The sequence below is a fragment of the Veillonella montpellierensis DSM 17217 genome, assembly GCF_000426745.1.
Taxonomy (GTDB): Bacteria; Bacillota; Negativicutes; order Veillonellales; family Veillonellaceae; genus Veillonella; species Veillonella montpellierensis.
The window spans coordinates 1-15144 of the sequence record NZ_AUFY01000006.1 but is presented as its reverse complement, the minus strand read 5'-3'; the positions used below and the strand labels follow the sequence as shown (position 1 = coordinate 15144).

The following is a 15144-nucleotide window of genomic DNA, read 5'->3' as shown; positions in this document are numbered from 1 at the left end:
TAATATCACTATCTCACAAAGAATGCAATGTATACTTAGAACAAACTCATCTGTTCATCGTCTGGTAATTCACCCGTACAGCCCATAGAAATCATAGTATCAAGAATTGTCTGTGACACCTTGCATCGACGTTGTATATCTTTAATGGATGTAAAAAATTTCTTTTCTCGTTCTTCTACAATAATATCTGCTACTTTTTCACCTAAACTATCAATAGCTAAAAATGGTGGTAATAGTTTCCCATCTTTAATGGAAAAACGTCGAGCTTGAGAATATCGTAAATCTACGTTAATAAATTCATATCCTCTCTGTCGCATTTCCATAGATACTTCTAAGGCACTCATCATATCTTTATCTTTTTGTGTAGCTTTATAATCCAGTGCTTTTAATCGCTTAAATTCAGCTAATTGAGCATCTACATCTTGTGTCATAATACGTAAATCAAATGCCTTAGCGCGAATAGAAAAATAGGCTGCATAAAACGCTAATGGATAATTAATTTTAAACCATGCAATTCTAAATGCCATCATAACATAAGCTACTGCATGGGCACGTGGGAATAGATAGGAGATTTTTTTACAAGAATCAATAAACCATTCGGGTATGCCTCCATCGCGCATTTCTTTTTCATATGCCGATTCTGGATTACCCAACTTATCTTTTTTATCAATACCTTTCCCTTTACGAACATTTTCCATAACTTTAAAACCGGTTAAGTCGGCAATTCCATGATTACGTAAATAGTTCATTACATCATCACGAGTAGAAATGGCTTCATTTAATTTACATGTGCCATTTTTAATTAAAGTTTGTGCATTATCTAACCACACATTGGTGCCATGAGAAAATCCAGAAATACGAACTAAGTCAGAAAAATGTTGTGGTTTAGAGTCTTCTAACATCTGACGCACAAAACTAGTTCCACATTCAGGCACCGCCAAGGAAGCGACCTTATCACCTTGCAATTGTTCTGGTGTCAAGCCTATTGCTTTTGTTGACGAAAACAAACTCAATGTTTCTGGATCATCAAAAGGAATTGTTTGTACGTCTATACCGGTCATATCTTCTAGCATACGAATAATAGTAGGATCATCATGACCCAGTATATCTAATTTCGTCATACGTCCTTCTATCGAGTGATAATCAAAATGTGTAGTAATAACACCACTCTCTTTTTTATTTGCTGGATATTGAACTGGTGTAAAATGATGTACATCCATATCTCGCGGACAAACCATAATACCACCAGGATGTTGTCCCGTTGTATTTTTTACCCCGGTAAATCCTTTTGCTAAATTTTCAAAATATCCATTGCGTGCTTGTATACCTCGAATTTCTGCATATTTTTTTACATAGCCAAATGCTGTTTTAGAGGCAATCGTACCAATTGTACCTGCTTTAAATACATTATCACGGCCGAATAATTCCTCTGTATACTTATGCGCTTTAGCTTGGTAATCACCGGAAAAATTTAAATCAATATCAGGTACTTTATCGCCATTAAATCCCATAAAAATAGCAAATGGAATATCGTGACCATTTGTATGTAAAGGTGTGCCGCATTTAGGACATTTTTTTCTTGGTAAGTCAAATCCCCCTGGATATTCGCCTTTCGTATAAAACTCACTCCATTTACAATGAGGACACACATAGTGTGGCGGTAATGGATTAACCTCTGTAATATCTGCCATAGTTGCAACAAAAGAAGAACCTACAGAACCTCGTGAACCCACTAAATATCCATCATCTAATGATTTTTTTACCAATTTATGCGCAATATAATATAATACGGCATACCCATGACCTACAATACGTTCCAATTCATAATCTAAGCGTTCTTGTACAACTTTTGGTAGTGGCTCACCGTAAATAGATTTCGCTTTTTTATAACACATATCTGTTAATGCTTTTTCAGAGCCTTCAATTTTAGGCGAATACGTACCATCTGGCACAGGTGTAAGTTCATCAATCATCTCATTAATGGCTCTAGAATTAGTAACTACTACTTCGTATGCTTTATCGGTCCCTAAGTAGTCAAATTCAGCTAACATTTCATCCGTCGTACGCAAGTGCAAATCTGGTTGATGGGCCGCGTCCATAAATCCACTGGCCGTCAACATAATTTCACGATAAATCTTATCTTCTGGATGTAAATAATGTACATCACAAGTTGCTACCACTCGTTTACCTAAAGCATCTCCTAATTCAACAATCGTTTTATTCATGTCAATCAAGGTTTCTCTATCAGGTACAATGCCTTGGCGTACCAAAAATTCATTATTACAAATTGGTTGAATTTCTAAATAATCATAGAAGCTGGCGATATCTAATAAACGCTCTTTAGACTCCCCCTTAACAATGGCTTGCATCAATTCTCCCGCTTCACACGCAGAACCAATAATAATGCCTTCTCTATGTTCTTCTATAACTGCACGTGGCAATCTAGGTCGCCGTTTATAATAATCCAAATGAGATATACTAATCATTTTATATAAATTCCGTAATCCAACTTGGTTCTTCGCTAATAGGATAATATGATAGCGTTTATCCGAATCAGGATTTTCAATTAAATAACCCTCTACGCCATATATAACCTTAACGCCTAAGCCCTTAGCAATTTGTTGTGCCTCTGGAAAAGCTTGTACCACACCATGATCAGTAATAGCTACCGCAGGATGCCCCCATTCTTTAATCGTTTGTAGTAATTCTTTTACCGATACAAGTGCATCTTTATCACTCATTTTAGTATGAAGATGTAATTCAACACGAGAGTCTTCGCGATTTTCTTTTCGTTTCACGGTGGTAGATATTTCTTCTATACTCTTTACCTGCAATATAAAATCACGTTCGAACTTATCATCAAAATCAACATCTCCTTGTACTCGTACAGAAGATACTTTTTTTAATTTTTTTACAACATCTTCCCCTTCCTCAACAGAATTAAAGAATTTTTTAAAGCGAATACTATTAGTCATATCAGCAATCGTGCCAATGACAATCGACTTATCTGTTTTAGTAACTCGTAACTCGCATTCCCCTACAATAACGCCTTCAAATACTAAGTTGCGACCACCATCATTAATATCCATAATATGTACCGCATCACCTTGAATATGAGGTCCCAATAGCATACCTTCTGCGGTTTCTTCATTTTTACGTCTACGGGATTTTCCAGAATAACTACTCCGCACTGTAGCCTCTTTCTTATGAGATACACTATCTGGTTTAGTAGTTACATAATCACACGCAACAGGTGCAGTATCAAAAAAATCAAGGCTTTCATCATCCTCCATAAATGGAGCAAAATCAATAGGCATCGGTCCGTCTTCAGAACAACTATATACTTCCCTATAGTCAGAACTTACTTCACAGTCTTTTTCTTGTTCACTGCGAATTGCTTCAATCTCTTCAATCAATTCACCAACGCCACAGCCTCCAGCGTAGTAATACGTATCCATTCCATCGCCTGTAATGGCATTAATGTTCCAAGAAAAGCAACATGTGGTATCACTATTCGATGGTATGGCTGAAAAACTAATTCCCTTTTCTTCATACCAAGCAACTAATTTATTTCGCAAATTCTCTAACGTAGTGAATGATGGTTCTCTTGTCTCTACCGTTACTTCTTGTTTTTCTAAATCCACATAATAATCTGTATTCTGTTTTTGTTTTGATACTATATGATACCGTACTTTCATATTCTATTCCACACAACCAATACCTAGACTAATTTGATTCTTTACAATAAGCTATACATAAATCTCTAAATTGCCACATATCACTTTTACCTTGACGACTATCAGTCATAATCGTATATAAACCTACTAATAGTTTCTCTAGGGCAGATATAGAAATCTCATGGGCTGCATTATAGGCCAATTTAATGGGATAGCTTTTTATAGAAGAGTTTTTCTCTTTACATAAATTTTCTATACTTTGTCGAGACATTCCTAGTGAACGGCATTCACTCACCATTAATTGCAGTCGTAATTGACCTTCTATATAAGACATGGCTCGATCAATTTCTTTATAACCTAACATAAACGGAAATAATTCTAATAATGTAGATACATTTTTTTGTAATAAAGCTTCTTTAAAAGCAAAAATATTTTTAGCACCATAATCACTACTATTTGTTTCCAAAAACTGTTGGTCAATTATCTTATGATTACCTAATTGCAAAAAATATCGATCCAGTTCTGTTCTCATAAATGAAACAGATACATCTTGCCATAGTTCCATTAAATGACGGATATATTCTATACCATCTGGTGTGATTTTAAAGCCATGATGTGTGCAATAATTACGTATCCATGCTAATAATTCACCGCCTTCTAGGCGTTTGCATTCTATTGACTCAACTTTATTCAATAGAGCCATATTTGTTTTAATCCGTTTATCAATTGTATCATGATATATAATAACAACTGGATTTTTCCCTTTATACTGTATGATACTGTTATATAAATTATTCCATGCTGAATCTTCTCGTTTACCACTCTTTTTAAAAACAGGTGGATCAATTAAAAGAAATAATCGTTCATCATCAAATAAAGAGTCTTCACACAAAGACTCGCTAATGCGAACGGGATCTATGGTATCACGCAATGTAGTAATCGGAATAGTTTTATAACGCTGTAAAATTTCTTGTTTTTTCTCTTCTATCAATTGTGGTTCATTGCCATAAATAATTGATACTTGAGCCATAACTAATCTCCTTACATACAATTAAAGTGTTACATCTGGAATATATCGATACTTAGCAGTATAAATATAGTCATTATCTATATCAACATCTACCTTTTTATAACCTATAGCGTAATAAATAACAGTAGAATTATTTACAATTTCACTGTCGATAATTTTAGGCGTATCTGTGATAAATACATTCACTTTATTGTTTAATTCTAGTGCTTTTTTATCTATTTGTCCATGAGTAAAATAATAATTGCCATGTGAATTACTTACATGAATTGCTAATAATTTATCATTACTTTTCTCTATCTCTAGCTGTCCTCCACCATATGGTTTCCAATCGCCTACTATATATAATTGATTCTGATTTGAACTATGGGTCACTCTATTATTCCTACTACTAGAAATTCTATATGCATCTTGTCTATAAAAAGATCTACTACTATCCATATCAATTGACCTATTGCATAACATTGTTAATTGCTCTCTATCATACTTTTCCACATGTTCTCCAATAATCATTGTGTACGATGAAAATCCTTGGCCTTGAATCGCTTTACGTAACATTCGTATATCTGCCATATCTATAGGATTATTTTTCATATCGATATACAACATGCGATTATGATATCCTTGTACAATAGTATATGCTATTCCTCGTTTTATCGGGATATAATGAAATCTAAGATGACTACTATAATAATTCATACCTAGTGCGAATATAAACGTGATACCAATAATACTAATCACATAAATCACATAATGATATATAACAACTGAAACCTCTGCTACATAATAATATAAAAACCTAATTCCCATATAATATATCATACTATATAATAACGGTAACATGCCTACCCAAATTACAGAAAATTGCCACTGTACTAAAGAATAATTAAAAAACAACGCTAATTGTAATATCCATTTAATTATATACCATAGTATAGGTACAGATATAACTATTGATAGTGCTAAGAGTAACAATAATAAAATAATTACTACATCTAATAAAGGTGTTACAATAACAGCTGTCACCACTGAGATGGGACTAAAAAAATGAAAATAATATAATTGTAGCGGCAAAATTATACTTTGAGCTGTTAACGAAAGAATAATTGGACCTTTTAGATAACTTGGTATACGTGGCAGTAATATATACATTGGCCTAAAAAATAAAATAATTCCTAACGTGGAAAGAAAAGAAAATTGAAAGCTTATATCGAGTGCTAATAATGGATTATATATTAATAAAACAATAGCTGTATTCAATAAAGCCTGTCGTGCGTTATATCTGCGCCCCATAATAACGCTCATGCCAATGATTACACCCATAATAGAGGATCTTACCGCTGGGGCATTAAATCCAAGCAGTATGCAATAACCGATAACAACTAATAAGGCGACATATACCGATTTTCGTTTAGGTACACGAAACAGAGCTAAGATCCCATACACAAAAGAAAATAACAATGCTATATGTGAACCTGACACAGATAAAATATGAATGAGTCCAGAGTAAGAGAATGTATCTATAATCACTGGTGATAAATCATGATAATTAGCACCTAATATAAGGGACTTACAAATAGTTCCTTCTTCTTCTGGCAGATAAGTATGTATATAGTCACTAATTCTATAACGGAAGTGACTTGTTATACGATAGATATTTCGTGCCATCCTATCTATAAATGATTCATGAAAGCCATAGGATGACAACATTTCCTCAGATATATATTGATAATCACCATTATAAATAGTAGCTACCGTTCCAGAAGAAATCGCTCTAGCCGTCAAGTCAATTGCCCCTACTTCTTTGATAGGTCGATATATAGTAGGAGTTCCTTTTACCATTATCAAACTGCCTGCTTGCATCAAGTTAGGATGTGTCTCATTTATTCTCATATCTTTTTTTGGTGTATTAGTCTCTATTTTACTATATGTATTAATCAGACCTTTTCCTACTATATGCCATTCTTTATGATTTTTTTCTGCTATTACTCCATATAATCTTCCTGTGATTTTTTGGTAAGCCCCATCTGAAAAAGAAACTAGCTCACTATCCTTAGTCGTAGCTATAACATACTGTCCTTCTTGTTTAGCATAAAATGGTTGTAATTCATAGTAATTCATCACACTATGTTCTGTAAGTATATAACCTAAACAACTACTACCCAAAATCAATATAGTGATGATTACCATTCGTTGCCATAAAAACTCTCTAGTCCGTAAAAAAATAATAATTTTACTAGCCACATATAACATAGAAAGTATAACAAGTAATTCCAATGGATAGGTAATATCAATCATTCGCATATATGCTATACCTATACCAGTAAGCATAGCCGCCAATATAATAGCACTAATATCTGTATATAAAATATATAATCTATGCATAATACTACCTATACAGTTACTTTATCTTGAATTTTGCGCAACAAAGCTTTTCCAATCCCCTTGACTTTTGTCATATCATTAACACTAGCAAAACTACCATGTTCCTTCCGATACTCATCAATTCGTTTTGCCATAGTTTCACCAATACCTGGCAAGCTTTTTAATTCTTCAATCGTCGCTGTATTAATATTTATCTTCTTCTTGCGTAATAATGCTTCTGGATTCCCATTAAAATTAAATGGAATATGAATATGTGTTCCCGGTTCAACTTTTTCTGCTAAATTAATAGAATCTGTTCCCGCATAAGGTAATAAGCCTCCAGCTAACGTAATTGCCTCATGTATAGTATATGATTTTTCTAAATTGTATAATCCTGGATTTTCTATAGCCCCTGTAATATAAATATGATACTCTCCATCATTTGAACTATTAGCATTCATAGATGATGAATAAGAATCTTGATTTTCTCCATTATTTATTTGTACTTCATTCTCTGTTATAATAGGCAGTAGAAAATAAATTATACATATAATGATTACGATGCCTATACTGCCATATATTATTTTTTTATCGTACTTTTTCATTTACATCACCTCTACTATAGAATTCTAAGTCAGTAACTAAATTCCTAGTAAATCTACTAGCAGTGATATAAGGAGATATTATGTTACATCAAAAATTAAGAGAATATGCTAAACTATTATTGACTTCTGGAGTCAATTTACAAAAAAATCAAACTCTATTTATTTCTGTGGATGTGGAAAGTAAAGAGTTTGCATATATTGTCACTGAAGAAGCTTATAAAATGGGTTGCTTTGAGGTAGTCGTAAATTGGCGGTCCATTCCTGTAGCTAAACAACGACTATTATACGCACGCGAAAATGCATTAATACGTCAACCTAATTGGCTATCAGCCTACTATAAAACCTATGTTGATCGTAAATCAGCCTTTCTATCATTGATCAGTGCCAATCCTAAAGCCTTTTCTGAAGTTCCACCTAAACGACTAGCCATGCAAGGAAAAAGCTTAAATGACGCATTATCATTTTATCACCAAGCCATTATGGGCTCTCAATTAACTTGGTGTGTTGCCTCAGTAGCTACGCTAGATTGGGCAGAAGCACTGAACTATACAGGAACTAATGATGAAAAAATATCCGCCTTATGGATGGATATTTTGCGTTTGTGTCGACTAGTCGATGTACCAGAAGAAGAATACATTACATCGCATTTAACTAACTTAAAAAAACGAACTGAAAGATTAAATGCATTAAACTTAGAAGCCTTACATTATACATGTTCTAACGGCACTAATTTAACAATTCACCTACCAGAAGGACATATTTGGCAAGGTGGCACGGAATTAGCGAATAATAAGATAGAATTTAATGCCAATATTCCTACAGAAGAAGTATATACAGCACCACAATTCAACGGTGTTAACGGTATAGTGTATGCTACAAAACCGTTAATCTATCAAGGAAATATGATTAAAAATTTTTATTTTAAAATTGAACGTGGAGATATCATTGAAATTCATGCTGAAAAAGGTCAAGAAATTCTTGAAGAACTTATCTCTACAGATTTTGGTTCCCACTTCTTAGGTGAAGTAGCACTTGTTGATCACTATAGTCCTATTAGTCAATCAAACAAGATTTTCTACGAAACTTTATACGATGAAAATGCTTCCTGTCATCTAGCCATTGGTGCTGCCTATCCTACCTGCATTGCTAATAACGAAGGTAAAAGTGCAGAGCAATTACGAGATCGAGGGATAAATTATTCTATGGTGCATGTTGATTTTATGATTGGCCACGAAGATATGAATATTGTAGGGATAAAAAAAGATAAAACTACGGTTCCCATTATGGAACATGGAAGATTATTGGTATAAAAATTATTCTACTAAATTTATCTTTCTTATTTGCCTAATATGATTAAATACTTCTAGGCGATATAAAAAATAATTTTCAACAATACATCTTTCCTCCAGCACATAAATAGCTACTTTCAAGATAGACTCAATGTTCTTAAACCATAATTATAAGGCCGCTAATCAAAGTAATATATCTTTGATTAGCGGCCTATTTATTACTATACTCTTATAAATGAGTATAACTAATATTTTTTTATGTCTTATATCGCTGTAGTCATAAAATGACTACTATTTCTATTTTTTATCATGCCGAACTGCCTATAGATGAATAGTTAAGACTCTACTTGTTGGTTCATATTGAATTAACTCAACACCTGCTGTTTGTAACATACGCTTTGATGCCATAACTTCTGGTGTATTTGCATACTTATCTTCCCAATAAATAACTGACTTTATACCACTTTGAATAATCGCTTTAGCACATTCATTACAAGGAAATAAAGTAACATAAATTTTACTATTTTCTAATGAACCACCTCTATAATTCAAAATAGCATTTAATTCACTATGCACTGCATAAAAATATTTATTATCATTATGTGTATCTCTGCTCCAACTAAAATCATCATCATGACAATGCAATGGCAGACCATTATAACCAATAGATAAAATTTTATTGTCATCACTAACAATGCAGGCACCTACTTGTGTATTAGGATCCTTTGAACGCTGTGCAGCTAATTTAGCCACTCCCATAAAATATTCGTCCCAACTTATATAATCATTGCGCTTACACATACTATATCCTCGTCTCTAATAAATTATTATATATATATTATATTTTACCGTAAAACTCAATTTTTTTAAAATGTAATAAAACTAAGTAAAATAACATGATGGCCAAAATTTCAATATATAAAATTTGTCTACTAACTATCAATAAAATATAATTAGTTTTTGCCGTTTTTTTGCCGTCAAAAAAAGGACTATCATATTCGATAGTCCTAATTTTCTATATTATTATTCTTCTTCTATGATATCAAAATCTCCATTTACTTCATCTAACGCTCTTTTAATATCATGTAAATTATCAGAAGAATGTATTAATGCTATATTATCTCCATCACAAATAATATAACTCTTTTCTGTTAATTCTTCATTCGGTTCTTCACCAACTACATCAAAATATACAGTTTTATCTGTACCACACCATACTAGATCAGTAGCATGGGTGTTTTTTTCTTCTTCTTCTATAAATTTATTCAACGCATCCCATGCGGTTGAATATGTTCCGATTGTTTTTCCATTTTTTGTTAATTTAAACATTTTTTTCTCCTAACTTTCCATACAACCGTTCCATGCCTTGGCGTGTTACAAGCCAAACGCCTGCTGACTTTTTACACTCGTCAGCCATAAATCGTGGAGGTAAGCCTTTTTGTCCAATACAACATTTTTTCAATGTATCTCGATGTATTCCCCATAAGTGGCTTGCTTCTGCCGTTGTAAAAACATGATCCAATATATTCATATATTTCACCTTGCCTATTCAATTCCCTTATGATATGCTTTTGATAGGGTAGGATGCAGTGGCAAGCCCTGCACCCTTTAGTTTTTTTTAATAGAAACACTACTATTTATTTAATAGTGTTTCTATTTTTTTTACTGCTTCTTCTTTAGTTGAAGCGTCTTTGATGATTTGAATTATCATCTCTAAAACAGTTTTAAATTGCTCATTTGTCATACCGTCCATAGCTACTCCTTTCTGCTGCTTGCCTGCTACTAGGGATATATCTCGTCCCTAACATTATAATATATCATTTTTAAGATAATGTCAATATAAAATAAAGCCTATCAACCTAGATATATTCTAAGTCGATAGGCTCTTTTATTACAATTAATTCTTTACAGCCAAATATATGACCGTTCCACCTAGTAAAATATTAAGTAGCTTACTTGTTCGACGGTCTTTGTTCGCTCGCTCTAGTTCTTTCTTTTGCTCGTTCAAGTATGCTTCTGCTTTCGCCAATGAGTTTTGCGTTGTCGCCAACGATTCTTGTTGCTTCTCTAAGTTCTGATTGGCTAGTTGTAATTGCTTGTTCTGTTCGTCGATTGTATTCTTCGCTGCTTGTAATTGCTTTGATTGCTCGCTCGTTGAGATCAATGCTATCTGTGATTGATTCTCTAGCATTTCTATTTTGTTCGATAGCTCTTGATTGTTCTTGTCTAACTGTAACAAGTTCTTGTTGAGCGTTCTGTATTCCTCTTGTGTCAATGTTATTTGAGTTTCGGTCGGTGTAGCACAATATACAAGCGACGATACACACGATAACGCAAATAGGAACAATAATATAGTAAACGTGCATAAGCTTTTTGATTGTATCATACATAGTTACCTCCTATAAAAAAAGCACCCTCTATGGGTGCAATATGTTATAATAATCTCGTTGCTTTCTCCAATCTGGCAACAGAAAGGAGGTGCAAGCATGATTGATATATGTAACTCATTCTTGGTATCTATCATAGCAAATATTGCCTGCCACTTTATTTGCAAATGGCTCGATAGATATATGTAAAGCAACGAGCATAAAAAAAGCAGGGCTGCCACCCTGCTTTTTTGTTTTGCGTGCAAACATGATCTATTAACTCATTCTTTTGCCTATCATCATTGTATACTGATTCAAAGGCATTGTAAAGTCGTTACGTATTATTCATACATATAATTTACATCTACTTCTTTATCGGCTACTGTTCTATCACAAGAATATTGCCATATCTTTACATTAGGATAATCACATTGTGAATCATATTGAGCAATCCACACTGGCACGCTCGGCATTTGACTATATGCATACGTTTCATCCCACAATAACGAATATCCGCTATATACCCCTACATTTTGAAATCCCGCTTGCCATAGTCTGTTTATAAATCGACTAATGCAGTTAGTCATTACTTGTTTAGTTAATGCTCCAACATTAATCATGTTGCGTAGTTGTCTATGTTCTTCATAGTCATACCAAATTCCAGCTTTCAAATGATAATTAGTGTAACCATAGCTATTGAGCGTATTAATAACCCACTCTGCCTCTTGTACAGCTGTTGCCTCGTCGTATGCATGACTAAAGTAATACACACCGACTTCAAGTCCTGCGTTTAATGCTGACGTGATATGTTCTGTAAAGAAATCATCAACACAATAATTCTCACCTAACTTTATGATGACAAACTCGTTTCCCTCTTCTTTAGCTTGCGACATTCGTTCATCATTAAAGTATGGCTGTCCGTTTTCATCTTCTTGCCACGCTGATATATCAAACCCTTTTTTCATTCTTATCGCCTCTCTTTATCTATCCTTATCCTCTAATTTATCAGGTATTCCGTCACCGTCTTTGTCGACCCACAGTGCAAGAAAGCCGACTAACGCAGTAAGTACACTAGGTATAAAGATATGGTCAATAATATTGATACCGACACTGATAAGCTTGTTCATGTCATCATTTACTTTACCTATTGCAAATGCTAACACGTATTCAATCACTATTAATAAAATAGGCACTAGCATTATAAATACTAGTACCCTTGTTGCCAATATTCCCGTCGGTTTAATCGTTGCTATGCGTATCGATTGATACGCTTGTTTTGACGTGTTAATGAGTTTTCGCAGTGTATTCATGAAAATCACCTCGTAACTCATCTACTCGTGTTTCTAGTCCGTCAACTCTGGCAGTCAATCTCACATGTTCTGCATACGATTTAGTGCGTTGTTCTCTTGATAGCTTAATTTCTGTTTTAAGCTCTAAGAGTGTTTCGTTCAACGCTCCCATGCGTTCAGTAAATATCAAATTATCCTGCATTCGTTCATCACTGATTCTTGTTAAAATCGGTAAAATCATTAGACGATAACTAGCACCACCTATGACTGCTACAATCGATAATGTAGTTAATATATCATCTAGCTGAAATTGCCATGTCCACATTGTTTCGCCCCTTTCTATTCATTCTCTTTCTTTTCTTCTTCGCACTCGGCTAATGCGTCTAACAGTACATTCCACACACAATCTACGTCTGGACAACGTCCTTTTTCATCTAATGTATTGCCACAGTATTCGCAAAATTCCATAGTCTCACGCTCCTTTGATTTCTGCTACCATTTTAGCCTTGTCTGCTCTATATAGCTCTTGCAACTTCTTGACTTGACTATCGTTATCATCAAGTCTTGCTCGTAGCAATGCGTTCTCATACGCAGTAAATTTATCATTGTACTTTGCTTTAATTTGTGCAATCTTCTGTTTCTTTTGCTCTAATAGAGATGGTTTTTCTTCTTCGATTTCAACAAATACACCATTTTTGTATGCTTTATTTTTTAAAAATTCGGATTGCATTGTATTATCACCGACAATGACTGTACAATTTTTATATTCATCACGTGCTAACTTTTCTAATTCTTCAAGCGTATCAGCATGTACGCCTAGTAATAACGACGTGATACGCACGCCCCTATCATCTAATACGAATACATATTCATTCATAGTATCTAGTCCTTTCTATAAAAGAGGTAAAAATAATGAAATTAATTGAGAAAATGAAAGGGGCGACTAAACGCCCCTATGTTGCATATAAAATTTTGGGTTATTACAGTACATACGATGAAGCCGTTGACGCATTGCAAAACGCAAGCAAAAAGTATACATTATATCAGCTATATACATCATGGTTATCAACTCATCGTAATAGCGTTACATCAACAACAATCAGTAATTATCATTCTGCTATTGCACATGCAACAAGCATTCACAACACATATATTGATGAGATTACATATATACAATTGCAGTCTATCATCGATACAATGTTACGTAATCATCTATCATACAGTTCTTGTAAGAAAGTTCGCTCGTTGCTATCTCAACTATTCGATTATGCAATCATCAATAATTTAATCAGTACTAATTATGCTCACTATATCAAGATAGGTACTAATACCCCCATACGACCACATAAACCTTTTACTACTCATCAAATCAATAAGCTATGGCGTTTATCATCTCCCTTGCGTGATATACCTTTAATTCTGCTTTACACTGGCATGCGTGCTAGTGAATTAATCAATCTCACATCTAAGAATGTAAATCGTAAGCAACGCACAATTAGAATTACATCAGCTAAAACTAAGGCTGGTATTCGTACAATTCCGATTCACGATAGAATTTATGACATAATCATAAATCGTCTTGATAATCAATACGTCATAGAAGAATGTAGAACGTATCAATCACTAGCACGTCAGTTCAATCAAGCCATGAAAGCTATCAATGCTAAGCACACAACGCACGATTGTCGTCACACATTCGCAACACGATTAGACGACGTGGGTGCTAACTATAACGCAAAACGCCTATTATTAGGTCATGCTAGTAGTAACGTAACAGACGGCGTGTATACTCATAAGTCGCTTATTCAATTAAGAAAAGCTATTCGTCTGCTCAAATGAACCGCTTAAATATACAAGGGGGAATGTATCGTTCAAACTACAATCAAGGAGTGAGAATAACATTCCCAATCGCATATAAATCTAAATGTTTATTTGTCATCAAAAATATATGTGGCAACGATTATAACGGTAATAATGTTTTATACAAAGAATGGGTTGTTTATAACGTAAATACAGCAAAGTTTGAAGTCAACGCTTCAAGTCCAGCTACTGATGTGTATTATCTAAGTGCTGGCTATTAAACAAGGGGGAATTAGTACATCTTACGACAAGCGAACACATGTCAATTTTGCAATTAGAGTAAACACAGTATTATCAGCACATGTAACATATATTACTAGTGAAACTCCTTATTCTTCAGAACAAGTCCATAGCGTTACAAACACTGGTATGTATATCGGAGATGATGATTGTCAAAAATATTACTTAATTATCGCAATCTAAATAGAATGATATTTAAAATCCGAACACTAAATAAAAGATTGGGGCGTTAGGACCGCCACCGTTTGAATCGTTAACAGCTGTCCCTTGTGTCAGCGATTTATTATAAAAATAAGGTACACAACTACCGTCTGTATCTCGTGGGTATATAGTAGTTACTTGTCCGTTTAGTACTTTTTGACTAAACGCAATAGGATATGTAATAGTAACAACATTACAATATGAGTTGGCAGTAATTCCCCCTTGT

At 33.9% G+C, this 15144-nt stretch carries 17 protein-coding genes; 3 read left to right on the top strand and 14 right to left on the bottom strand.

Translation table 11 applies throughout. The features are described from left to right. Positions 1-35: 35 nt before the first annotated feature. The 4 genes from K357_RS0102460 to K357_RS0102445 are packed head-to-tail and all read right to left on the bottom strand — an operon-like array spanning position 36 to position 7673. Positions 36-3698 (bottom strand): PolC-type DNA polymerase III, encoded by a 3663-nt coding sequence (locus K357_RS0102460; RefSeq protein WP_028257302.1) that lies wholly within the window; start codon positions 3696-3698, stop codon positions 36-38. A gap of 28 nt (positions 3699-3726) precedes the next feature. Next, entirely contained in the window at positions 3727-4707 is a 981-nt protein-coding gene (holA, locus tag K357_RS0102455) for a DNA polymerase III subunit delta (protein ID WP_028257301.1), read from the bottom strand. A gap of 21 nt (positions 4708-4728) precedes the next feature. Continuing rightward, positions 4729-7089, bottom strand: coding sequence for a ComEC/Rec2 family competence protein (locus K357_RS0102450; protein ID WP_028257300.1), 2361 nt, complete (start codon positions 7087-7089; stop codon positions 4729-4731). A gap of 8 nt (positions 7090-7097) precedes the next feature. Next, positions 7098-7673 (bottom strand): ComEA family DNA-binding protein, encoded by a 576-nt coding sequence (locus K357_RS0102445; protein ID WP_051212005.1) that lies wholly within the window; start codon positions 7671-7673, stop codon positions 7098-7100. 80 nt (positions 7674-7753) lie between these two features. Between K357_RS0102445 and K357_RS0102440 the strand changes: the two genes are divergently transcribed. Then, entirely contained in the window at positions 7754-8983 is a 1230-nt protein-coding gene (locus K357_RS0102440; RefSeq protein ID WP_028257298.1) for an aminopeptidase, read from the top strand. Positions 8984-9283: 300 nt separating this feature from the next. Here the strand turns inward: K357_RS0102440 and K357_RS0102435 are convergent, their stop codons facing one another. The 9 genes from K357_RS0102435 to K357_RS0102385 form a co-directional block, all read right to left on the bottom strand. Continuing rightward, positions 9284-9763, bottom strand: a complete 480-nt coding sequence (locus tag K357_RS0102435; RefSeq protein ID WP_028257297.1) for a deoxycytidylate deaminase — start codon at positions 9761-9763, stop codon at positions 9284-9286. A 222-nt stretch (positions 9764-9985) separates the two neighbouring features. Next, positions 9986-10291, bottom strand: coding sequence for a hypothetical protein (locus K357_RS0102430; RefSeq protein WP_028257296.1), 306 nt, complete (start codon positions 10289-10291; stop codon positions 9986-9988). After that, complete coding sequence (locus K357_RS0102425; RefSeq protein WP_028257295.1) at positions 10284-10493, bottom strand: helix-turn-helix domain-containing protein; 210 nt, start codon at positions 10491-10493, stop codon at positions 10284-10286. Before K357_RS0102425 ends, K357_RS0102430 begins: the two co-directional genes overlap by 8 nt. Positions 10494-10859: 366 nt before the next feature. After that, positions 10860-11348, bottom strand: a complete 489-nt coding sequence (locus K357_RS0102415; protein WP_028257294.1) for a hypothetical protein — start codon at positions 11346-11348, stop codon at positions 10860-10862. Positions 11349-11669: 321 nt separating this feature from the next. Then, positions 11670-12293 (bottom strand): GH25 family lysozyme, encoded by a 624-nt coding sequence (locus K357_RS08595; RefSeq protein WP_051212003.1) that lies wholly within the window; start codon positions 12291-12293, stop codon positions 11670-11672. 15 nt (positions 12294-12308) lie between these two features. Next, the gene (locus K357_RS0102400; RefSeq protein ID WP_028257293.1) at positions 12309-12638 is read right to left on the bottom strand and encodes a hypothetical protein; all 330 of its coding nucleotides are present in this window, start codon (positions 12636-12638) and stop codon (positions 12309-12311) included. Beyond that, positions 12613-12942 (bottom strand): hypothetical protein, encoded by a 330-nt coding sequence (locus tag K357_RS0102395; protein WP_028257292.1) that lies wholly within the window; start codon positions 12940-12942, stop codon positions 12613-12615. The genes K357_RS0102400 and K357_RS0102395 overlap by 26 nt, the downstream gene beginning before the upstream one ends. Positions 12943-12956: 14 nt before the next feature. Next, complete coding sequence (locus K357_RS10025; protein WP_280451323.1) at positions 12957-13085, bottom strand: hypothetical protein; 129 nt, start codon at positions 13083-13085, stop codon at positions 12957-12959. Between the two features lie 4 nt (positions 13086-13089). Then, complete coding sequence (locus K357_RS0102385; protein WP_028257291.1) at positions 13090-13494, bottom strand: hypothetical protein; 405 nt, start codon at positions 13492-13494, stop codon at positions 13090-13092. A gap of 35 nt (positions 13495-13529) precedes the next feature. Between K357_RS0102385 and K357_RS0102380 the strand changes: the two genes are divergently transcribed. Next, positions 13530-14456 carry a tyrosine-type recombinase/integrase gene (locus K357_RS0102380; protein WP_028257290.1) on the top strand — a complete coding sequence of 309 codons (927 nt, stop codon included), beginning with the start codon at positions 13530-13532 and terminating at the stop codon, positions 14454-14456. Further along, the gene (locus K357_RS10055) at positions 14453-14698 is read left to right on the top strand and encodes a gp53-like domain-containing protein (protein ID WP_425314969.1); all 246 of its coding nucleotides are present in this window, start codon (positions 14453-14455) and stop codon (positions 14696-14698) included. Before K357_RS0102380 ends, K357_RS10055 begins: the two co-directional genes overlap by 4 nt. Positions 14699-14912: 214 nt before the next feature. Here K357_RS10055 and K357_RS09750 read toward each other — a convergent pair. Next, positions 14913-15144 (bottom strand): gp53-like domain-containing protein (locus K357_RS09750; protein WP_038113439.1); only part of this gene is annotated, 232 nt, incomplete at its 5' end.

Bases quoted from the DNA above. Each gene is read 5' to 3' on its own strand.
- K357_RS0102460 (WP_028257302.1), bottom strand. From the start codon at position 3,698: ATGAAAGTACGGTATCATATAGTATCAAAACAAAAACAGAATACAGAT.
- K357_RS0102435 (WP_028257297.1), bottom strand. From the start codon at position 9,763: ATGTGTAAGCGCAATGATTATATAAGTTGGGACGAATATTTTATGGGA.
- K357_RS0102430 (WP_028257296.1), bottom strand. From the start codon at position 10,291: ATGTTTAAATTAACAAAAAATGGAAAAACAATCGGAACATATTCAACC.
- K357_RS0102425 (WP_028257295.1), bottom strand. From the start codon at position 10,493: ATGAATATATTGGATCATGTTTTTACAACGGCAGAAGCAAGCCACTTA.
- K357_RS10025 (WP_280451323.1), bottom strand. From the start codon at position 13,085: ATGGAATTTTGCGAATACTGTGGCAATACATTAGATGAAAAAGGACGT.
- K357_RS0102445 (WP_051212005.1), bottom strand. From the start codon at position 7,673: ATGAAAAAGTACGATAAAAAAATAATATATGGCAGTATAGGCATCGTA.
- K357_RS10055 (WP_425314969.1), top strand. From the start codon at position 14,453: ATGAACCGCTTAAATATACAAGGGGGAATGTATCGTTCAAACTACAAT.
- K357_RS0102450 (WP_028257300.1), bottom strand. From the start codon at position 7,089: ATGCATAGATTATATATTTTATATACAGATATTAGTGCTATTATATTG.
- holA (WP_028257301.1), bottom strand. From the start codon at position 4,707: ATGGCTCAAGTATCAATTATTTATGGCAATGAACCACAATTGATAGAA.
- K357_RS08595 (WP_051212003.1), bottom strand. From the start codon at position 12,293: ATGAAAAAAGGGTTTGATATATCAGCGTGGCAAGAAGATGAAAACGGA.
- K357_RS0102440 (WP_028257298.1), top strand. From the start codon at position 7,754: ATGTTACATCAAAAATTAAGAGAATATGCTAAACTATTATTGACTTCT.
- K357_RS0102380 (WP_028257290.1), top strand. From the start codon at position 13,530: ATGAAATTAATTGAGAAAATGAAAGGGGCGACTAAACGCCCCTATGTT.
- K357_RS0102415 (WP_028257294.1), bottom strand. From the start codon at position 11,348: ATGATACAATCAAAAAGCTTATGCACGTTTACTATATTATTGTTCCTA.
- K357_RS0102385 (WP_028257291.1), bottom strand. From the start codon at position 13,494: ATGAATGAATATGTATTCGTATTAGATGATAGGGGCGTGCGTATCACG.
- K357_RS0102400 (WP_028257293.1), bottom strand. From the start codon at position 12,638: ATGAATACACTGCGAAAACTCATTAACACGTCAAAACAAGCGTATCAA.
- K357_RS0102395 (WP_028257292.1), bottom strand. From the start codon at position 12,942: ATGTGGACATGGCAATTTCAGCTAGATGATATATTAACTACATTATCG.